The 21,040-nt window shown below is 57.7% G+C and carries 18 protein-coding genes; 11 read left to right on the plus strand and 7 right to left on the minus strand.

Annotated elements, in window-relative coordinates; translation table 11 throughout:
- Positions 1–3 precede the first annotated feature (3 nt).
- Positions 4–1,104 carry a potassium channel family protein gene (locus GRI36_RS12975; RefSeq protein ID WP_160598840.1) on the plus strand — a complete coding sequence of 367 codons (1,101 nt, stop codon included), beginning with the start codon at positions 4–6 and terminating at the stop codon, positions 1,102–1,104.
- A gap of 19 nt (positions 1,105–1,123) precedes the next feature.
- Here the strand turns inward: GRI36_RS12975 and GRI36_RS12980 are convergent, their stop codons facing one another.
- Positions 1,124–1,528 (minus strand): DUF1761 domain-containing protein, encoded by a 405-nt coding sequence (locus GRI36_RS12980; RefSeq protein ID WP_202392176.1) that lies wholly within the window; start codon positions 1,526–1,528, stop codon positions 1,124–1,126.
- A gap of 94 nt (positions 1,529–1,622) precedes the next feature.
- On the opposite strand from GRI36_RS12980, the gene rimO reads away from it, so the two are divergent.
- The 8 genes from rimO to GRI36_RS13020 all read left to right on the plus strand — a co-directional run bounded on the left by rimO (position 1,623) and on the right by GRI36_RS13020 (position 12,866).
- Complete coding sequence (rimO, locus tag GRI36_RS12985) at positions 1,623–2,990, plus strand: 30S ribosomal protein S12 methylthiotransferase RimO (RefSeq protein ID WP_160598841.1); 1,368 nt, start codon at positions 1,623–1,625, stop codon at positions 2,988–2,990.
- A gap of 502 nt (positions 2,991–3,492) precedes the next feature.
- Complete coding sequence (locus GRI36_RS12990) at positions 3,493–4,302, plus strand: transglutaminase-like domain-containing protein (protein WP_160598842.1); 810 nt, start codon at positions 3,493–3,495, stop codon at positions 4,300–4,302.
- Positions 4,303–4,413: 111 nt separating this feature from the next.
- Positions 4,414–5,865 carry a glucose-6-phosphate dehydrogenase gene (gene zwf / locus GRI36_RS12995; RefSeq protein ID WP_160598843.1) on the plus strand — a complete coding sequence of 484 codons (1,452 nt, stop codon included), beginning with the start codon at positions 4,414–4,416 and terminating at the stop codon, positions 5,863–5,865.
- On the plus strand, positions 5,858–7,669 hold the full coding sequence (gene edd, locus GRI36_RS13000) for a phosphogluconate dehydratase (protein WP_160598844.1): 1,812 nt from the start codon (positions 5,858–5,860) through the stop codon (positions 7,667–7,669). Before zwf ends, edd begins: the two co-directional genes overlap by 8 nt.
- Positions 7,670–7,673: 4 nt before the next feature.
- Positions 7,674–8,660, plus strand: a complete 987-nt coding sequence (gene glk, locus GRI36_RS13005; RefSeq protein WP_160598845.1) for a glucokinase — start codon at positions 7,674–7,676, stop codon at positions 8,658–8,660.
- Positions 8,657–9,271: a bifunctional 4-hydroxy-2-oxoglutarate aldolase/2-dehydro-3-deoxy-phosphogluconate aldolase gene (eda, locus tag GRI36_RS13010; RefSeq protein ID WP_160598846.1), complete on the plus strand. Its 615-nt coding sequence runs from the start codon at positions 8,657–8,659 to the stop codon at positions 9,269–9,271. The genes glk and eda overlap by 4 nt, the downstream gene beginning before the upstream one ends.
- A complete protein-coding gene (locus GRI36_RS13015) occupies positions 9,268–12,045 on the plus strand; it encodes a phosphoenolpyruvate carboxylase (protein ID WP_160598847.1) in 2,778 nt (925 codons plus the stop codon). The genes eda and GRI36_RS13015 overlap by 4 nt, the downstream gene beginning before the upstream one ends.
- A 113-nt stretch (positions 12,046–12,158) precedes the next feature.
- A complete protein-coding gene (locus tag GRI36_RS13020; protein WP_160598848.1) occupies positions 12,159–12,866 on the plus strand; it encodes a L,D-transpeptidase family protein in 708 nt (235 codons plus the stop codon).
- On the opposite strand, the gene tilS is transcribed toward GRI36_RS13020, so the two are convergent.
- From tilS to GRI36_RS13045, 5 genes are all read right to left on the minus strand, one after another.
- The gene (gene tilS / locus GRI36_RS13025) at positions 12,855–13,970 is read right to left on the minus strand and encodes a tRNA lysidine(34) synthetase TilS (RefSeq protein WP_328598398.1); all 1,116 of its coding nucleotides are present in this window, start codon (positions 13,968–13,970) and stop codon (positions 12,855–12,857) included. The genes GRI36_RS13020 and tilS overlap by 12 nt on opposite strands.
- On the minus strand, positions 13,864–14,781 hold the full coding sequence (locus GRI36_RS13030; protein WP_160598850.1) for a tetratricopeptide repeat protein: 918 nt from the start codon (positions 14,779–14,781) through the stop codon (positions 13,864–13,866). Before GRI36_RS13030 ends, tilS begins: the two co-directional genes overlap by 107 nt.
- A 160-nt stretch (positions 14,782–14,941) precedes the next feature.
- Positions 14,942–15,787: a helix-turn-helix domain-containing protein gene (locus GRI36_RS13035; protein ID WP_160598851.1), complete on the minus strand. Its 846-nt coding sequence runs from the start codon at positions 15,785–15,787 to the stop codon at positions 14,942–14,944.
- A 161-nt stretch (positions 15,788–15,948) separates the two neighbouring features.
- Entirely contained in the window at positions 15,949–18,219 is a 2,271-nt protein-coding gene (gene ptsP / locus GRI36_RS13040) for a phosphoenolpyruvate--protein phosphotransferase (RefSeq protein ID WP_160598852.1), read from the minus strand.
- Between the two features lie 81 nt (positions 18,220–18,300).
- A complete protein-coding gene (locus GRI36_RS13045) occupies positions 18,301–18,456 on the minus strand; it encodes a YdcH family protein (RefSeq protein ID WP_160598853.1) in 156 nt (51 codons plus the stop codon).
- Positions 18,457–18,647: 191 nt separating this feature from the next.
- Here GRI36_RS13045 and GRI36_RS13050 point away from each other — a divergent pair, with 191 nt between their 5' ends.
- Together GRI36_RS13050 and GRI36_RS13055 are read left to right on the plus strand one after the other, a co-directional pair.
- Positions 18,648–18,845, plus strand: coding sequence for a YdcH family protein (locus GRI36_RS13050; RefSeq protein ID WP_160598854.1), 198 nt, complete (start codon positions 18,648–18,650; stop codon positions 18,843–18,845).
- 145 nt (positions 18,846–18,990) lie between these two features.
- The gene (locus GRI36_RS13055; RefSeq protein ID WP_160598855.1) at positions 18,991–19,452 is read left to right on the plus strand and encodes a DUF1465 family protein; all 462 of its coding nucleotides are present in this window, start codon (positions 18,991–18,993) and stop codon (positions 19,450–19,452) included.
- 42 nt (positions 19,453–19,494) lie between these two features.
- Here GRI36_RS13055 and glpK read toward each other — a convergent pair whose 3' ends face one another.
- Positions 19,495–20,964, minus strand: coding sequence for a glycerol kinase GlpK (glpK, locus tag GRI36_RS13060; RefSeq protein ID WP_160598856.1), 1,470 nt, complete (start codon positions 20,962–20,964; stop codon positions 19,495–19,497).
- Between the last annotated feature and the right edge of the window lie 76 nt (positions 20,965–21,040).

Here is a 21,040-nt window from a genome sequence, read left to right on the forward strand (position 1 = left end):
GCAATGAATGAACAAATCGACCGGATAGTTACAGGCGGCAGCGGACGGCGTGTGCGGGGACCAAAGTTCCAGCCGTTAAGGCGTGCGTCACGCGTTCCGGTTTGGGGCGATCTTGCTATCCGTCTCGGCCTCGCGATTTTCCTGCTGGCGATAGTGGTCGTCATACATTGGTGGGACCGAGAGGGCTTGGTCGACAATCTGGATGGTGAAGTTAGCTTCACCGATGTCGTCTATTTCACGATGATCTCTGTCACCACGACCGGATTTGGCGATATAGCCCCGATCAGCGACCGGGCGCGGATGGTGGAGGCGATAATTGTCACTCCTATTCGCTTTGCCGTATTCTTCATTTTTGTGGGCACCGCCTATAATTTCATTATCAAACGCAGCTGGGAGAAATTTCGCATGGCGCGCATTCAGGAAAAGCTGTCCGACCACATCGTTGTATTGGGATATGGCGTCTCCGGCTCTGAGTCGGTCAGCGAGCTGATCGAACGCGGAACCGACCCGAGTGATATCGTGGTTATTGATCCCAGCGAAGAACGCCTGATCGAAGCCGAAAAGCTTGGTTGCAATATTATGGCTGGCGACTCCACGCGCAACGAGATCCTAAATGCTGTTCGGATTACCAAAGCTCGCAATGTGCTCGTTTCGGCAGGCCGCGATGACACCTCGATCTTGATCGTGCTTACCGTCCGGCAGCTTGCCCCCAAAGTGCCGATAAGCGTAGTTGTGCGAGCTGATGACAATGAGTCTCTTGCTCGTCAGGCAGGAGCCGACAATGTCATCAATCCGGTGCGGTTCACCGGCCTGCTGCTCGCCGGGTCCGCCAAGGGCGCGCACATAGCCGATTATCTTGCCGATCTCGCTTCGGTCACGGGCCGGGTCCAACTGGTCGAGCGCGAAGTTACTGAAGAGGAATGCGGCTGCGCGATCACCGACCTTGGGACCGGCGGTCGCGGCTTGCGCGTTTACCGCGACGGTAAAGTGCTCGGCTTTTGGGAAGACGAATGCCAGAACCTTCTAAAAGGTGACATTATCGTCGAAATCGTCCCAACCGAAAACGGCGAAAAGCGGGGTGATGGTCACAACGGCCGCAAATGACCCCGCTCTTCCAAAGTCGCTACGGCAAATACGCGTGGACTGTCCCCATCGCGAGGTAGAAGATTAGCCAATATCCTGCGTCTATAAAGAAGAGCAATTTCGATTTTTGCGAGAACAGGTAATTTGTCCCGATCGCCGGAACAATGAAACCAAGTGCTACTCCGAATGCGGTCATAATCTTCGCAAACACAGACAGATCATAACCATAACTCGCGAAAGTATGCGCCATTGTCCAGCTGGCAAGCAGTGAAAATGCGAATGCTCCGCCATAAATCAGACCCATATTGCCTTCCTTGATCTGATCCTCGGTCAGGCCGACCGCGCCGATCCATTTCTTGCCCATCACCGGGCCATACCAGATTCCACCCACAACAAATCCCGCAAGTGCCCCCAGCACAATCGCCAGCCAGTTCACATCAAACATATCAATCTCCCTCCGCAGTGATCAGACCCAATCTGGTTTCTGTAGCGCAATCGAGCAATCGGGTGTAGGGCGCCCGAATTATTGGAACATTGGCATGAACACGACAACACTCCCCGAGGCCAAGAAGGTCGGCATGGTCAGCCTCGGTTGCCCCAAGGCTTTGGTCGATTCCGAGCGTATTCTTACGCGCCTGCGGGCAGACGGCTATGCGATGTCGCCCGATTATGCCGGGGCAGATGTGGTGCTGGTCAACACTTGCGGCTTCCTCGATAGCGCCAAGGAGGAAAGCCTCCAGGCTATCGGTGAAGCCATCGCAGAAAACGGCCGCGTGATCGTAACCGGTTGTATGGGCGAAGAAGCCGACGCGATCCGCGCCGCTCACCCCCAAGTCCTCGCCGTTACTGGCGCGCATCAGTATGAGCAGGTGGTCGAAGCGGTTCACCTCTACGCGCCGCCCAGCCAGGGGCCGTTCGTCGACCTGATCCCGCAACCGGATATCAAACTCACTCCGCGTCATTACAGCTATCTCAAGATTTCGGAGGGCTGCAACCATTCCTGCTCCTTCTGCATTATCCCCGATCTGCGCGGCAAGTTGGCCAGCCGCCGAATTGATGCCGTCCTGCGCGAGGCAGAGAAATTGGTCGCCGCCGGCACCAAGGAACTGCTCGTCATCAGTCAGGACACCTCTGCTTACGGCGTTGATACCCGCCATGATCCGCGCCAATGGAAGGGCCGCGAAGTCCGCGCCCACATGACCGACCTCGCCCGCGAGCTTGGCCAATTGCGCACGCCGGAGGGTGACACCCCCTGGACCCGGCTCCATTATGTCTACCCCTACCCGCATGTTGACGCGGTGATCCCGCTGATGGCGGAGGGGCTGCTGACGCCATACCTCGATATTCCTTTCCAGCACGCCAGCCCCAAAGTCCTTAAGGCGATGAAACGCCCCGCGAACGAGGCGAAAGTCCTCGAACGCCTTAAAAACTGGCGCGAAATCTGCCCCGAAATCGCGGTCCGCAGCAGCTTCGTCGTCGGCTTCCCCGGCGAGACCGAGGATGACTTTAAATATCTGATCGACTGGCTGGAAGAAGCGCAGCTCGACCGCGTTGGCGCCTTCCGCTTTGAACCCGTCGAAGGCGCTCAGGCCAATGCCCTGCCAGACCCCGTGCCCGAGGAAATCAAGGAAGAGCGATACGCCCGGCTGATGGAAGTCACCGCCCGTATCAGCGCCGCCAAGCTGACCGCCAAAATCGGCAAAACCCTGCCCGTCATCATCGACGAGGTTGGCGATCCTGACGAAGATGGTGACATCGGCGCCACCGCCCGCAGCCAAGCTGACGCACCCGAAATCGACGGCAATGTCTTCCTGCGCAACGTGCCTGCCACGCTGAAATCAGGCGACTTCATCACCGTTGAAATCGAAGATGCCGACGCGCATGATTTGTTCGGCGTGCCTGCGTAAAATTCTCCTGAAATGACAATACAGGCAAAACCGCCCGAATCACTGTGTTAGGTGACAGGTGTAACCCCGTTTCCAACATGAAAACCGCAATATTCCAGACATTTGCACGCCCCCGCTCGGGTTACACATTTGCTCGCCCTGCCCGCCATGGCCTCCAATGGCCGCCCGAACCGCTCGGGCGCACAAACCGCCGACAGGAAAGACCCGCAAGCAACGCTTGCAAGCGATACGATTGTAGGAAAATGCTTTTGCCGGCGCATTTCAGGCTTTTCCACCAGCTGCCAGCCTAAGCTGGTAGCCTGCGGCTGCAAGTTGCGCTTCTTTGGAATGGCGATGCGCCGGACAACCCCGATGGATGTTTGGAGCAATTGTCGCTAATCTTGCAACATTGTCCTTCACCATCCCCAGGGCTTCGCTCGCTCCAAACAGCAAGCTGCGCCACCCTCCTCCCATCGCGGGAGGAGAAAAGTCCGTTTCTCTCCTCTTATGAATCGTACCAGCCATGCCCATAGACATCTCCGCCAAATTCGCTTTTGAAACCACTGAGCCGACAGATATCCTGCTTCAGTTCGAGGCGGCTGCTATCCCTGAGCAGCGCATCCTGTCTTCCAACACCAGCCTGTCCGATGCGGCGCATTGTGCGCGGGTTCCCGCAGGGGATGATATCGGGGAGCGGATCTGGCTGGACAGCACAGGCCGTTTTGATGTCGAATATAGCGCCACGGTGGAGCTTGAGCGGATGCTCAGCCCGATCAGTAGTCTGGCCCGCGTGGATCCGCATGATTTGCCGGGCGAAGCGGTCAAATATCTGTTCGATTCGCGCTATTGTCAGGCGGACCGGTTGCAAAGCTTTGCCCATGACAAATTCGGCGATTTGACGGGCGGCGCGCGGGTAATGGCCATGCACGGCTGGATCGCTGAAAATTTCCAATATGTCCCCGGCAGTTCGGATGCGAAAACCACCGCAGTCGACAGCTTTATCGAACGGCGCGGAATTTGCCGCGATTACGCCCATGTCATGGTCACCTTTGCCCGGGCCAGCGGAATTCCGGCGCGGTTCGTCAGTTGCTATGCGCCGCAGGTCACGCCGCAGGATTTCCACGCGGTCGCCGAGGTTTTCCTTGAGGACCCGACTATTCCCGGCGGGGGTGCCCGGGGCGGCGCATGGTATCTGATCGACGCGACCAATATGGCCAACGCCGAAGACATTGTGAAGATTGGCGTGGGCCGTGATGCTGCCGATGTCAGCTTCATGACCAGTTTCGGGCAAAGCGAGTTTCTGTTCAGCGAAGTGGCCGTCAGCACCTCCTGAATGCGATGAATACGATTGCGACTGGCCCTAAAAGGGGCTTGCGGGGTGCGCGGCGGGGATGGCAATGCTACCACCCTGTCCAACGCAGTGCATTCTGGGAGAATTGTGCGCATGAGTTTTACCGCCGACCGCCTGCTGTTGTTCGGGGCCACGGGTGATCTGTCGCAGCGAATGTTGCTGCCCTCGCTGTGCGCGCTCCATGCTGACGAGCTGATCGCTGAAGATGTGAAGATCATCGGCACCGCCCGGTCCGAGATGACCGATGCCGAGTTTCGCAATTTCGCGCGCGAGGCGCTGGAGAAACATCTGCCTGCCGACCGGCGCGGCGGTATGGCGGAGTTTTTGAACCGGCTGAGTTATCAGGCATTGGACGCGACGAAGCCGGACGGATTTGAATCTCTGGCAGAAAAGGTCGGCACGCCCGAGCGCGGCCTCGCGATTTTCCTGTCGACCGCGCCCAGCCTGTTCGAACCGACGATCAAGGGCTTGCAACACGCAGGACTCGTCGGCGAAAATGTCCGCATGTGTCTGGAAAAGCCGCTCGGCACAGATTTGGCCAGCAGCTGCGAGATTAACGACGCGGTAGCCAGCGCCTTTCCCGAAGACCGCATTTTCCGGATTGACCATTATCTGGGCAAGGAAACGGTGCAGAATCTGCTCGCTTTGCGCTTTGCCAACATCATGTTCGAACCGCTGTGGAATGCCGCCCATATTGACCATGTGCAGATCACTGTGGGCGAAACCGTCGGCCTCGAAAGCCGCGTCGCCTATTATGACGATTCAGGCGCAATCCGGGACATGGTGCAGAACCATATGCTGCAGTTGCTGGCGCTGGTGGCGATGGAGCCTCCGGGCAATTTCGACGCGACTTCGGTGCGTGATGAAAAGGTCAAAGTGCTGCGGTCTTTGCGCGATGTGAAGGAAGGCGAAACGGTAACCGGCCAATATCGTGCAGGCGCGATCAAGGGCGAAGCTGTGCCGGGCTATGATGACGAATTGGGCAAGCAATCGGACACTGAAACTTTCGTGGCGATCAAGGCTCACGTCGACAATTGGCGCTGGAAAGGCGTGCCGTTCTATCTGCGCACGGGCAAACGTCTGCCTGAACGGGTGACCGAAATCATCGTCCAGTTCCGCTCTGTTCCGCATTCCATCTTCGCCGGAGCCAAGGGATCATCCGCGCCCAAAATGGTCGCAAACAAGCTGGTCATCGGCATCCAGCCGAAGGAAAATATCTCGCTCAACCTAATGGCCAAAGTTCCCGGACTGGACCGCGACGGTATTCGCCTGCGTAGCGTTCCGCTCGACATTGCGATGCCCGATGCCTTTACCGGCACGCATAAACGGATTGCCTATGAGCGGCTGCTTCTCGATTTAATTGAAGGCGACCAGACCCTGTTCGTCCGCCGCGACGAGGTGGAGGCGCAATGGAACTGGATCGATGCCATCCGCGCTGGCTGGTCCGACCATGGTCAGACCCCGCAAACCTACACATCGGGCAGCTGGGGCCCAAGCGCCGCGATCGCCCTTGCCGAACGCGACGGAGTAAGCTGGCATGAGTAGTCTCCACGATACCCTCCACCGAGTTACGCAGCGGGTTATTGCCAATTCGAAAGATGGCCGCGCGCGCTATCTGGAACTGATTAAGCGCGAAGCGGATAATCAGCCTGACCGAAATGCAGTATCCTGTTCGAACCTTGCCCATGCCTATGCGGGCGCAGAGGAAGACCAGAAGGCGCTGATGGCGCATCGCGGCCCCAATATCGGGATCGTCACCAGCTATAACGACATGCTCTCGGCGCATCAGCCCTATGGCCGCTATCCTGACCGCCTGAAGATCTACGCCAGAGAGATCGGCGCAACCGCGCAAGTCGCAGGCGCCACTCCGGCAATGTGCGACGGCGTGACGCAGGGTGAAACGGGCATGGAATTGTCACTGTTCAGCCGCGACGTGATCGCACTTAGCACCAGCGTCGCGCTCAGCCATGCGATGTATGACGGCGCGCTGATGCTGGGCATTTGCGACAAGATCGTTCCCGGCTTGCTGATGGGCGCATTGCGCTTCGGCCATTTACCTGCGATTTTCGTGCCCAGCGGCCCAATGCCCAGCGGTATTTCAAACAAGCAGAAACAAGCGACGCGCCAGCTGTATGCAGAGGGCAAGGCCACCCGCGCCGAATTGCTGGAAAGCGAGCTTGGAAGCTACCATTCGCCGGGAACTTGCACTTTCTACGGCACCGCCAATTCCAACCAGATGATGATGGAGATGATGGGCCTGCATATTCCGGGCAGCGCGTTCATCCAGCCCGGCACCAAACTTCGGCAAGCGCTCGACCGCGCGGCGGTTCACCGCGTCGCCGAGATTGGGATCAATGGCGATGACTACCGCCCGTTGGGCCATTGCGTCGATGAAAAGGCGATCATCAACGCCGCCGTGGGCCTGCTTGCAACCGGCGGATCGACCAATCATGCGATCCATATTCCGGCGATGGCGCGCGCTGCTGGAGTTCAGTTTGACTGGAATGATCTTTCGGAACTGTCGCACGTCGTCCCGCTGATGGCGAAGGTCTATCCCAACGGTTCGGGGGATGTGAACCATTTCCACGACGCAGGCGGTATGGGCTATATTATTCAGGAATTGCTCGCCGCCGGATTGGCGCATCAGGACCTGCTGACCGTGGGTGACAGCGATCTTGCACGCTATGCCCAAGAACCCGGTCTCGATGGTGACGCGCTGACTTGGCGGGAAGTCGGACCAAGCGGTGATGACGATATGCTGCGGCCACCCGGCAATCCGTTTCACCACGATGGCGGGATGACGCTAGTCGAAGGCAATCTTGGCCGCGCCTGTTTCAAAACCAGCGCCGTTTCGGAAGATCGCTACACTGTCGAGGCGCCATGCCGCGTATTTGAAAACCAAGCCGACGTCGCCGCTGCGTTTAAAGCTGGCGAGCTGGAAAAGGACGTGGTGGTTGTAGTCCGTTTCCAAGGGCCTCGCGCCAACGGAATGCCCGAATTGCACTCTCTCACCCCGCCGCTCGCAGTCTTGCAGGACCGCGGATACAAAGTCGCGTTGGTCACAGACGGGCGCATGTCAGGCGCGAGCGGCAAGGTTCCGGCGGCCATCCACTGCACACCCGAAGCGCTGGGCGGCGGCCCGCTGGCGAAATTGCAAGACGGCGACGTTGTGCGTCTTTGCGCGAAAACGGGGGCTCTCAGCACCACAGCCGATCTGGCCGCGCGAGAGGCCGCGCCCGACCCACGCAACGAAGCCGGGTTTGGCCGCGAATTGTTCACAATGTTCCGCGCCCATGCGGATGGGGCGGAACAAGGCGGTTCATCGATGATGTCACAGGCGGGATTATAGGCCAATGAACACCCAACTCGTAGCCGTTGATATCGGTGGCACCCATGCCCGCTTTGCCATTGCGACCATCGCTGCTGATGGCGCAATCGTATTGGGCGAACCTGAAACGCTTCACACCAAAGACCACGCCAGTTTTCAAACCGCTTGGGAAGATTTCCGCGAGCGTAATGGCGGGACCTTACCCAAGGCAGTTGCCATGGCGATTGCAGGCCCCGTTGGCGGCGATGTCATTCGTTTTACCAACAATCCGTGGATCATCAGACCCGCGCTCACCAAGGAAAAGCTTGGCGTAGATAGTTTTACCATCGTCAATGATTTTGAAGCTGTTGCGCACGCGGTGGCACGCGCCAGTGAAGACCAGTTCATCCATTTAACCGGCCCCAAAGGCGCGTTGCCTGCAACGGGTAGGCTGACCGTGCTTGGTCCCGGCACCGGACTTGGCGTCGCGCACCTCTATCGTGAACCAAACGGCACATATCGCGTTTCGGCGACCGAAGGAGGCCACGTCGATTTCGCCCCACTCGACAGTATTGAAGACGCAATCCTTGCCCGTCTGCGCAAACGCCATAACCGCGTTTCGGTGGAACGCGTGGTCGCTGGCCCCGCTATCTCGGATATCTATCAAACACTCGCAGCGATGGAGGGGAAGCCGGTTTCGGAAGAAGATGACGTGGCGATCTGGACCCGGGGGCAAGACGGCAGCGACAGTCTCGCTGCCGCTGCGGTTGACCGGTTTTGCCTCTCGCTAGGCAGCGTTGCGGGCGATATGGCGCTGGCTCACGGCGCTAAGGGTGTCGTAATTGCAGGCGGGCTTGGTTACCGCATCCGCGATACTCTGTTGTCATCGGGCTTTGCCGAACGGTTCCGCGCCAAGGGGCGCTTCGAGAGCATGATGTCCACCCTGCCAGTAAAATTAATCGTCCATCCGCAACCCGGATTGTTCGGTGCCGCAGCTGCCTATGCATCTGAATTTCTTGGAGATAAATCGTGAGTGATATCGAAACCATCATGCGCACAGCGCCCGTCATTCCGGTAATTGTAATTGAAGATGTCGAGCATGCGGTTCCTTTGGCCGAAGCCTTGGTCGCAGGCGGTTTGCGTGCATTGGAAGTTACTTTGCGAACACCTGCCGCGCTCGCTGCAATCCGCGCGATGAAGCAGGTTCCCGGTGCGATTGTTGGCGCAGGTACCGTGACCAATCAGGAGGAACTGGAAGATGCAATCGCTGCGGGAAGCGAATTCATTGTTTCGCCGGGCCTGACAGAAACACTCGGGCGCGCCGCGATCCGCCACGAAATTCCATTTTTGCCCGGTATTGCCAATGCCGGTGACATTATGCGCGGCCTCGACCTCGGCCTAACCCATTTCAAATTCTTCCCAGCGATGGCAGCTGGCGGATTGCCCGCATTGAAGGCGCTTGCTGCGCCGTTTAGCCAATGCCGGTTCTGCCCGACCGGCGGCATTAGCGCGGGCAACGCGGCTGAATGGCTTGCCTTTGATCCGGTGCTTTGCGTCGGCGGAAGCTGGGTTGCGCCCAAGGGTGCACCCGACAAAACCGCAATCGAAAAGATGGCCCGCGAAGCGATGAACCTGCGGACATGAAGACCGTCGCCGAACTGACCGAGCGCCTGAGCCAGCTGCACCAGCAAACGCGCGAGACGCCGCTGTTCAATCCGGTGTTCCAACTTTCGCTCGATTTGTCGCGGGATCTCGAAGGCGGCGCAATCAGCCTCGACGATATTGAAAGCATGATTGCCGAACTTGAGTGTCAATCGCTGAAGAGTCGCGCAAAACGTCTTCGGCATAATTTGTCGCCGGTATCGCAAGATGCAAATGTCGAAGCGGTGCGCGATGCGTGCGAACACGGCGAATTCGACACTTTCAAGGCGCAATGGGAACACCCAGGCTTGCACGCGGTTTTCACCGCGCATCCGACATTCCTGCTTACGCCTGAACAAACTGAAGCGGTTGCCACCTCTGCCAGCAGCGATGCAGAAATCTCCGACGCGGCCTGCGTAGCCAATGCCGCACGCCCCGACATAACGCTGCGCTATGAGCACCGGCGCGCCATGCTCGCCATCGCGCATGCGCAGGACGCACGCGATACGATTGTCGGTCAATCGCTGGCCAAGGCGCAGGAATTGTGGCCCGATAAATGGTTTACCGCGCACCCTCTGCCGTTCCGTTTCGCCAGTTGGGTAGGCTACGATATGGATGGCCGGACCGACATCAAATGGTTCGATTCCATCGGGTTCCGCTTGTCGGAAAAGGCGGAGCGGCTTGATCGCTACATCAATTCGCTGGAAAAAGTGGATGCAGAGCATCCGCTGCTTGAAACCTTGCGCAATGCGGCGGTCTATTCACACAAACGAACGACCGACTTCCGCGCTGATCTGTCGGACCCCGCCGCTCTTTCCGCTGCCGCCAATACGCTCACTGCGGACCATCCGCATAAATTGCTGTCGCTGGCCCCACTGATTGATTTACTTGAAGCCGAGGCGCAGGGCGCTGACGCGAACCGAGCAATCGGGCTGAAAACAGTCGCTGCTGCCATGCGCGCGGACGGACTTGGCATGGGCTGGATCCACTTCCGGGTGAACTCCAGCCAGTTACACAACGCAATCCGCCGCCGGATTGACCCGGACAACACGCTCGATCTGGGAAGTAAGGGCGCGATGGCGACGTTGCGCGAGTTGCTCGAAAATGTGCGGCCCCTGCGGAGCAATTTTGCCGCACTTGCGATTGAAAGCAGCACCGCCATCCGTCAGTTTCTGGCAATGGCGCAGATCATCCAGCATGTTGATGGCGACGCGCCGATCCGGATGCTGATTGCCGAATGCGAACAGCCTTCCACCATTCTGGCGGCGCTGTATTTCTCGAAATTGTTCGGGATCGAGGACAAGGTCGATGTCTCGCCTTTGTTCGAAACCGAAAGCGCGCTGGAACATGGCGGGCGGTTCCTCGACGCTTTATTGTCCGAAGAGATCTACCAGAATTACGCACGGAAGCGCGGCCGCGTGGCAATCCAGACCGGATTTTCCGATGCTGGGCGGTTCGTCGGCCAAATTCCCGCAAGTCTCGCAATCGAGCGCCTGCAGGGCCGCCTCGCCGACGCAATGCGAGACAACGGCCTGACCGATGTGGCCGCACTAATTTTCAACACCCACGGCGAAAGCATGGGGCGCGGCGCGCATCCGGGCGGCTTCAAGGACCGGCTCGAATGGCCGCTTAGCCCATGGGCAAGGCGCCGGTTTGTGCGCGCAGGCATCCGGCTCGAGCCGGAAGTCAGCTTTCAGGGCGGCGATGGCTATCTCCATTTCGCAACGCCCGAACTGGCGCTTGCAACATTAACCCGGATTGCCACGCACCGACCATCTTCGACTGATCCCGATGCGCCGACAGATCAATTCTACCGCCGCACTGATATTAGTCTCGATTTCTACCGGGCTGTGCGGTCAAACCAGCGCAATCATTTGGAAAGCCAGACATACAGCCGCGCATTGACGGCATTCGGGCTGGGCCTGCTGAATAACACCGGTAGCCGCGTATCCCGCCGCCAATCCGATCTGAGCGCCGACCGCGATATGAACCTGCGCCAAATTCGCGCAATCCCGCACAACGCAATCCTGCAACAGCTTGGCTACCCGGTGAATGTTATCTCGGGCGTTGGCACCGCGGCTGACGGGAATTATGAAGACCTTGCTTCACTGCTCACCGAAAGCGAACGGGGGCGGCAATTGGTCCGTTTGGTTCGTGCCTCCAACGCACTGGCCAGTATCAAGACAGTTGCGGCCTTTGGCGAATTGTTCAACTCCGCTTATTGGGCCAGCCGCCCTTATCGCGGCACAGAAGGCCATTTGTCCGACGCATGCGAGGTGCTCGCAGAATATCTTACCAAGGATGACAGGACTGGCACTTTCCGCCGGCTTGCCTCCCGGCTGCGGGTTGATGCGCTCAAGCTTCACCGATTGCTCGACCTGATACCGGACGAGGAACCGCACCCTGAGCGCGAGCCTGTGCGCCGGTCAATCGGGGCGCTTCAGGCGCTTCGCCTCACTTTGTTGCAGCATATGTTTATCAAGGCCGTGTCGGTCCCGGCGTTCAGCCGCGCCAATGACATCAGCCGCGATGATGTGCTGGAAATGGTGTTCACCTTGCGCGTGGATGACGCCCTTGCCCAATTGCGCCGCGCATATCCGACAAGCTTCCCGAGCGTTGACGATTTCACCGTCGATGAGCCGAGTGATTATCCTGATGGCGATGGCACCGGCTATACCCAAATCCAGCGCGATTACATCGACCCGCTGGAACGTGCTTACGGGTTAAGCCTGCGGATCGGCACGGCAATCGCCAATGAGTTCGGAGCGCATGGATAGGCTGCCGATATAGGCTTTCAGCTGGTTACTTTTTGACCAATAGCCGTCTCGCAACGGGACGCACGAAAAGCCTAGGATAGAATAACGAGACGTTTTTTGGCATAGAGCCATCTATGAACCCGATGATAAAATGGATTGGCGGCGCAACCGCCGCACTGGTACTGGCTCTCGGCGGCGCAACGCTGGCGAGCGGCTGGATGGCAGGCAATTCTGTCGAGGCTGCGCCTTCGATCGAGGAAGCAGTTCCGGCCGATGAAGGCATGATGTCCGACGCGGACGCCGCGGGCACCGAACAAACCGAATTTGTCTCGGAAGAAGTTGTCCAGGCAGTGCCTGAACCTAAGCCGGATCCCAAAGACGAACGCTTCGTGATCAAGCGCGTGTTGCCCATCACTGGCCCGATCAAATACGGCGAGTGGCATTGGGACGATGAAGGCATCGCAGATGGTCCGCTGGTTATGACCGTCGATTTGAAGGCGCGGGTTATCTCGGTATTCAAAGGCGGCTACGAAATCGGCGCAGCGGCGGTTCTTCTCGGCACTGATGCGCATCCGACCCCGCTCGGCACATTCCCGATCAGATATAAGATGCGGCATAATGTCTCCGAAAAATACAACAATGCGCCGATGCCCTATTCCATGTTCCTGACCTCTGACGGCGTCGCTCTCCACGGCGCAGAAGTAGAAAACGGTTTCGCCAGCCACGGCTGCGTAGGCATGCCAGATGGCTTCGCTGCGAAAGTCTTCGCAGTCGCCAAGAAGGGCGACAAAGTCATTATCACCGATGGCAAGACCATCGGAATGGGCGATTCAATTATTTGATTTGGGGCGCGATCCCGCCTTGCGGGGCGGTTCGCTTTCAAATTTCCAACCGGCCTGGCTCGAATTGGGGCCTGTAGGATGCATGATTTTGCGCACTTGAATTCCGGCCAATGAGGTCTTTTTCTCTTCAAGCATCCTGTTCAAAAGTTGGTCTGCTTCCGAGCGGCTGACTTTTTTGCCCATTTGCTCGCATATCCAAAGCACATTCTCGATCTCAAACACGCGGCCCGCACTGCCGAAAAAGACAAATCCATCATCTTGTCTGACCACACTTCTGTTGAGTTTGGCGCTCGCTTCCCACTCAACATCGCTCCAGACTTCGCCAAGCAATTGCGCGCTCTTGGACAAAGCGACCGGATCTAGCCAGTCCTGCTCTGCCAGCGCTTTGCGGACCCGCACACGGTCGAAATTATCGTCCTCGTTTGACGGGTCACTGATCCAGCCTATATTTGCGCGACGGGTAACTTCTATCAATTCAGATTTACGCCAACCGAGCAGCGGTCGCAGCAACCTGTACTCGCCCCCTGTTTCCTTGGGGCGAATCCATGATTTTGCCCGAATGCCGGCAAGGCCAGACAGGCCGCTGCCGCGATTGAGCCGCATCAACAAAGTTTCTGCCTGATCGTCTGCGTGGTGGGCGGTCGCGAGCGCACCTAAACTGCGCCGGTCGTGCCAATTGGCAAGCGCGGCATAGCGCGCCTCGCGAGCATTGGCCTGAAGGTTTCCGCTTTCAACGGTAACTTTCAAAGTGACATGGGGGATTTCGAGCCTGTCGCAAATTTCTACGACATGCTGCGCTTCCTTGGCACTTTCCGGCCTTAGCCCATGGTCAATTGTTGCGGCTTCAACCATTCCGGGCAACGCTTCGCGGGCAAGCAGCAGCAATGCAAGGCTATCTGCGCCGCCTGAAACGGCAACGCCCAGCTTGGCATCAGTTGCCCAAAGGCCGCCGATATCGTGCCGGAAACGCTCGACTAAATCGCGGTCAACCAGACTATCAATTGCACGTAACCTTGCCAAGATTGCGTTGATATTGGTCAGCCAACCGCCCCGACGCAAGCGCAGGATAGGTGTCAGCAAACTCAGCCAGGGCGATACACGCACGATTGGTGTCATTCATGGCAATCATCGTTTCACCCAAGTACAACAGGCTGTCAGGTGCCCGTGCATCCTGCTTGTTCGTTTGGTAATTCTTGAAGAACCACGGTGCGGCGTCGCTTGGCTTGCCATCATCGAGATAAGCGCGGCCCAGCAAGTTCCTGCCATAGGTGGCGCGCCAATGGCTTGGGTATTTCTCGACAAACATGGTCAATTGCTGCTGCGCTTCGGGATAGAAGCCAGCATTCCACAGGCGGTAACCATAGGAATATTCGTCATCTGCTGCATCGTCAGTTTGGGGTTTGGCGATTTGCTGAACGGCTTCGAGCCGTGCTGCCGTTGGCGCAGCAGCCACGACGGCGGGTGTGGCTGCCGGGGGCGATGCAGTGGGAACTCTAGCCGCCGGAGCCGATGGGCTCGGTGTGGGAACAATCGCGGAAGAGCCTGTGCCCGGCGCGTTTTCCATCGCTACCAATCGCTGGGTCAGCGTCATAATCGCGTTCGAATTCTCTTCGGTTTGCGATGTCAGCGAAGCAATTTGCGCTTCCAACGCGTCGAGCCGGATCAGAATGTCGGTAACCGCTGTTGTCGATGGGGCCGCACCGCTTGTGGCCGATGGCGCAGAGCCGGTTATCTGAGGTTCGAAATATTTACCGTCACCACCAGGAAACACAGTGCGCTGCAGGGCGCGAACTTCTGCCTCAATTTTGCGCAAGCGGGCTTCGTCGCCGCTTTGCGCAGATACCGGCATCGATGTGCCGACCGCGGCAAAAAGCGCCAGACCAGCAACTATGGCGCGGCTCTTATGACTAATCATTCTTCGAATGCTCCTGTCTCATTACCCGGCCTGTTATGACGTCATGCCGCCATACCCAGGCTGAACAACCTAGTTTTTCGTGCAGCAACGCCCCCAAATTGTCGAGCCGCGCCACCACCTAATCGGTGGAGACCTTGGGCCGCATGCCCAATCAGGCCCCCTAGTTTGTTTCGTCCGCCACTTCGCCAGCTTCGCCGTCCGCGGCAGTTTCACTTTCCTCAGCACGGGCAATAAGCGCATCCGCCGTAACCGGCAGATCTCGCAATATCTCGCTCTCGTCAGACAAATTACCAATCGAGGTGCCGCCAATTGAAACCATCAGGGCCTCTGGCTGACCGGTCCAAATTTGCGGCCCCTGAGAATCGCTTGGCACCGAGTATTTTTCGCCCTTGGCCATTTCGCGTTCCATCAAGCGTTCGCCATCCTGATCGTAAAACTTTACCCAAACCCCGTCGGCAAGCGATGTAAATACCACTTCCCCGGTGGGCTTGGATGAAGAGGTGACGATGTCCGCACCGTCGCCTCCGGTCACCGTTTCTTCGGAAACTTCGGTTGGCTCTACAATAGAGCCAGGCCCGGAGCCGGGGATGAAATATCCACGGAAAAACGCAAATGCACCAGCCACAAGCAGCAGCACCGCAAAGGCGCTGAACCATGCAAGACCGCGTGACGGGATGCGCGCCGGATCGCCCGGTTCGAATCTTGCCGGTCGCTCATTTTCGTAGTCGTTGTTAGCCGCCAATTCGCTGCGTACTTGATCGGCAATTTCGATCTCATCCAAACCAACAGCTTTGGCATAGGTCCGCGAAAAGCCAACCGCATAGGTTCGCGCGGGCAGTGCCGCAAAATTGCCGTCTTCAATGACTTGCAAATGACGAATCGGGATGCGGGTTTCAGCTGCGATTTGATCGATAGACTTGCCGGCATCCTTGCGGGCGCGAAGCAACCGCTGCCCAGCCCCATCAAGCGGAAGTTGGTCTACCGACTCCTCAATTTCATCGCTCATAAATCATCCCATACGGCCCGTGTTCTATTTTGCGGCAGAAGAAGAGGTCTGAGGCCTTGCTGTCAAGCGCAGAAGCCAGTCACTGAAAACTAAATCGCCAAGCCGAGTGTAAACAGAGATAAATGCACGCGGCGCCCCGGAAGTAGACACCATCAAACAGCTTAATCGATGAGAATCCCTTGGTCAGCCGCCCATTTAGTCAGTTCGGCGCGCAAATCTGCCGGAGGATTGAACAACCACCCGTTCATCGCTTCGGTTATTTGCGCCAGATCGACTTGTCTCACCAGTTCCTTGATCGGCCCGACCGAAACAGGAGTGATTGACAATCGCCGGAAGCCGAGGCCCATCAGCGCAAGCGCTTCCAGCTGACGCCCGCCCATTTCGCCGCACACGGCCAGATCGACCTGTTGGCCCACGGTCGCTTGCGCAATCCGGCGCAAGAACCGCAAAATTGCCGGGCTCAACCAATCATACCGCTCCGCAAGCTTGGGGTTGGCCCGGTCCGCTGCGAACAGAAACTGGGTCAAATCATTGGTACCGACCGAAATGAACGACACTTTGGGAATGAGGATATCGAGCACCTCGGCCAAGGCCGGAACCTCCAGCATCGCGCCGTAACGGATCGATTCAGGTGGCTGTCTTTTTTGCGATGTAAGGAAAGCCAGTTGATCGTCGAAGACCTTCTTCGCTGCATCGAATTCCCAAGGTTCTGACACCATAGGGAACATGACATTAAGCTGGCGCCCCGATGCCGCCTCTAGCAAGGCTCTAGCCTGAGCTTTCAGTAAGCCTTCGCGTTCCAGCGCCAGCCGCAATGCGCGCCAACCCATTGCCGGATTTTCCTCATTTTCAACATCTTCGTTGCGAAGATAGGGCACCGCCTTATCTCCGCCAATATCGACCGTACGAAATATGACCGGGCGGTTGCCCGCCGCATCGAGAACATCACGGTAGAGCCGCAATTGCTTTTCACGCTGCGGCAGCGTTGCTGAAACCAGAAATTGAAATTCGGTACGAAACAGGCCGATACCGTCAGCGCCAACCAGATTAAGGTTGGAAATATCCTCTCGCAAACCGGCATTCATCATCACCTGAATCCGCGTGCCGCAGCGGGTGAAAGGTTCGACATCGCGCAACTCGGCGTAAAGCGCCTGCTTCTCTTTTGATTTGGCAAAGCGCGTTTCGAAAGCGTCGAACACTTGCTGCGCTGGCCGCACAGTTGCCACACCCGCATCAGCGTCGAGCAAAATCTCGTCACCCTCACGAACGATTCCGCGCAGGCCCCGCGCGCGGCCAAGCACAGGCACACCCATCGCGCGCGCGACAATCACCACATGCGCGGTGAGCGAACCTTCTTCCAGGATCACCCCCTTCAAGCGCCGCCGGTCATATTCGAGCAATTCTGCAGGCCCGAGGTTCTTGGCAATCAGGATAGCATCCTTGCGCAAACCCTGACTGGCCGCAGTGCCCAACTGGCCCGACACGATCCGCAGCAAACGGTTGGATAAATCCTCCAGATCATGCATCCGGTCGGCCAGCAGCGCATCGTCAATTTCACGCATCCGCATTCTGGTTCTCTGCTGGACGCGCTCGATCGCCGCCTCTGCAGTCAAACCTGAATCAATCGCCTCATTGATCCGGCGGCCCCAACCTTCATCATAGGCGAACATTTTATAGGTTTCGAGAACCTCTTCATGCTCGCCGCCGGTGCGAAACTCGGCCTGGCTGGTCATGTTGTCGATCTGCTCGCGCATCTTGTCGAAAGCGCGGTAGACCCGCTGGCGCTCAACCTCGGTATCTTCGGCCATGACTTGGTCAATATTGACACGCGGTTGGTGATAGACCGCGGTGCCAACCGCCAGACCTTTGACCAGTGTCAGGCCCGGAACATTGACAGGGCCGGTCATCTCCGGACCTCTGCCCAACGCTTCTTCTTCGTCGATCAACTCGTTGTTCGAAATCAATTCGGACAGCACCATTGCGGTGGTTTGCAAGGCCTCCAGCTCGACTTCCTCATAACGGCGCGGTTCGACATGCTGCACGCACAGCACGCCAACGGCGCGTTCCCGATAGACAATCGGAACCCCCGCGAAGGAATGGAATTTTTCCTCGCCTGTCTCGGGCCGGTACTGGAAATCAGGGTGCGCCTTTGCTTCGGCCAGATTGAGCGTTTCAACCTTGTCGGCGATGCTGCCGGTCAACCCTTCGCCCATTGCCAAACGGGTAACGTGGACCGCAGCAGCGTTAAGGCCATGCGTGGCAAACAGCTCCAGCATCCCCTCGCGCAAAAGGTAGATCGAGCAGACCTCGCTATCCAGGCTCTCTGCAATGATATCGACGACACGGTCAAGTTTACCCTGCGCATGGAGGCGCGAGGCCATGACCTCGTGAAGCTGGGTCAGAATCAAGCGGGCGGCTGCGGCTGCGGTCATAATTGTAACTTACACCACCGCAGTCGCAAAGTTAATGGCCCAATTTTACTGGCTAAGAACCGAAAATCTCTGGAAACAGGGCTAGGCTGAGGCCAATTCTTCCTTAATTCGTAATTTTTTCTTCTTGAGAGTCTGGATTGTCGCGGTGTCTGGTGCCGGCCGGTTTTCCTCTTCGCGAAGCTTTGCTTCGATTCCGGCATGTTTGGACTGTAGGGCGTTGACGTGCGACGTTGCCATCTGGCTCTCCTTATGCGTTCCAAGGTTTGGGGCTCAAACCCCAAGCAAGCGACTCGTCCATCACGGACAAACCGCGTATTGGTATACAACCACAGATGAAGCTATTTGCGAAGTGCTGATTAATCCTTAAGCGGTAAGCTACGTTGCATTAACGACAAAATGCATTCGCCCATGATTGAGGACCAGACCCAGTGACCGAACAGGAGATGCGCAAACGACTGGCGCTGCTGAAAACCGAACACCGCGATATGGATGCAGCAATCGATGCGCTGCTTGCATCGGGGTCGCACGATCAATTGCAAATTGCCCGGTTGAAAAAGCGCAAGCTGAATTTGCGCGATCAGGTGAGCAGGATGGAGGATGCGCTCCTGCCCGATATTATTGCGTAGCTTTTTAGCATCAACCGCCGGCGCTTGATGCCAACCAAAAATTTCCCCGAATTCCGCTCCAAAACGGCACAGTCCCGATATGGTTCGGGATAGTTTTCGGCTGGCACTGGCTCTTCGCGGTTGCCTCTCTTAACACGGCATCTCCATGGGGAACCCGAAAGACATAAACCAGCCGATTATCGAGGCGCTGTATTGCGAGGCGTTGCTGCTCGCTGATGAAGTCCGTCAGGTATTCGACCTTAACCCCATTCGCGAAACTGGCGAAGCGGCGGACAAGGTCAGGCTGGCAATTTCGGTTGAAGGTTTGCGGACTACGACCCGGGTTATGCATGTGCTTGCTTGGCTGCTTAATCACCGCGCCTATTATTCGGGCGAGCTAACCGAGTTTCAATTGCGCCGCCACAGCAAATTGCCCGTGGACCGGCCTTCCGAAGCTGGCAACCTCGCTCTGCTGCAGCAGCCGACATCCGCACTGATCCAAGAAAGTGAAAAGCTTCATGCCCGGATTGCGCGATTGGATGCCGCATGGCGTGATCGGTTTGAAATGCGGCCGGCAGCGATCCTACGCTTGCAGGAACGTTTGAACCAAATGGCCGACTATCGCTAGCTTAAGCTCCGGTCGAAGTCTCTCGGCCTAGATTGCAAACACTCAAATCGCTGACAGGGCCCGCCGCCAATTGACCAGACGTTGCTGTTTGGCCCGCTCGTCTATTTCCGGCTCAAACCTTCCCACCGATCCGCGCATAACCTTGCTCGCTTCGTTCAAGGACGGCACCAGTCCAGCACCCTTCGCCGCCAGCATTGCCGCGCCCAGTGCTGTGGTTTCGACAAAATCAGGCCGTTCAACCGGCAGGCCGAGCATATTGGCGATGTCTTGCGCCATCCAGTCATTCGCGCTCATCCCGCCATCTACTTTCAGCGAGGTCCATTTGGCCCCGTCCGCTGCAAAGGCTTCCGCCAGATCATAGGTCTGATGTGCCATCGCCTCCAACGCGGCGCGGGCAATCTGGGCGCGGCCAGTGGCAAAGCTGAGACCAGCAATCACGCCGAGCGCTTCGGGCTGCCAATGCGGCGCGCCCAGGCCGGACATTGCCGGAACGATCACCACGCCTCCGCTATCGGAAATTGACCGCGCGAGCGTCTCGGTCTCGGATGCTGTCCCTAACAGCCCAAGAGAATCTCGTAGCCATTGGACCAAACTGCCCGCGACGAAGACGGAGCCTTCGAGCGCATAGGTGCGCTCTCCATTATCCTGATACAAAACAGTGCCGAGCAAGCGGTTGTTCGATCCCGGAATTTCTGTGCCTTTATTGGCGAGGATAAATGCGCCGGTTCCATAAGTGGCCTTGGTCTCGCCCGGTGACAGGCACCCTTGGCCAATGGTGGCGGATTGCTGGTCGCCCACCAATCCCGTGATCGGGATTGGCGCACCGAACAATTCCTTCAAGGTTACACCGAAATGTCCGGAATTGTCGGTGACCTGGGCCAGCGCGGATTTGGGAACACCGAGCAGATCGCACAGCCCGTCATCAAATTGCGCGCCGCCCAGCGGCAGCAACAGCGTCCGGCTGGCGTTGCTGGCATCGCTGATAAAATTGCCGCCGGTCAGCTTGTAGACAAGCCAGCTTTCAATCGTGCCGAGCGATAGCGTGCCAGCCTCCGCCGCAGCGGCAACAGCCGGTTCATTGTCGAGCAGCCAGCGCATTTTGGTGCCGGAAAAATAGGGGTCAAGCAGCAACCCGGTTTGCTCCTGCACCGCCGCCTCATGCCCTGCCTGTTTCAATTCATCGCAAAACTCAGCGGTCCTGCGGTCTTGCCACACCAGCGCCCGAGCGAGCGGTTCGCCAGTACTACGATCCCATGCGACCACCGTTTCGCGTTGGTTGGTGATACCGATCCCGGCAATCCGATCTGCCCCGCCCGCCTTTTCAACCATCTCGCGCGCGCAGGCGAGCGTCCGGTGCCAAATCTCCGTCGCATCATGCTCAACGCGGCCCGGCGCGGGATAATGCTGTGTCAGTTCCTGCTGCGCGCTGCCGAGCAACTTGCCCGTTGCTGTAAACAACATAGCGCGGGTCGATGTGGTGCCTTCATCAAGGACAAGAATGGATTGAGTCATACGCCACCATAAACACAATCGTTATCTTAGCGAAAGCTGGGATAGGCGTGAACACAGTCAATCCTAGTGGATAGCG

The sequence above is a fragment of the Pontixanthobacter gangjinensis genome, from assembly GCF_009827545.1.
GTDB classification, from domain to species: Bacteria; Pseudomonadota; Alphaproteobacteria; order Sphingomonadales; family Sphingomonadaceae; genus Pontixanthobacter; species Pontixanthobacter gangjinensis.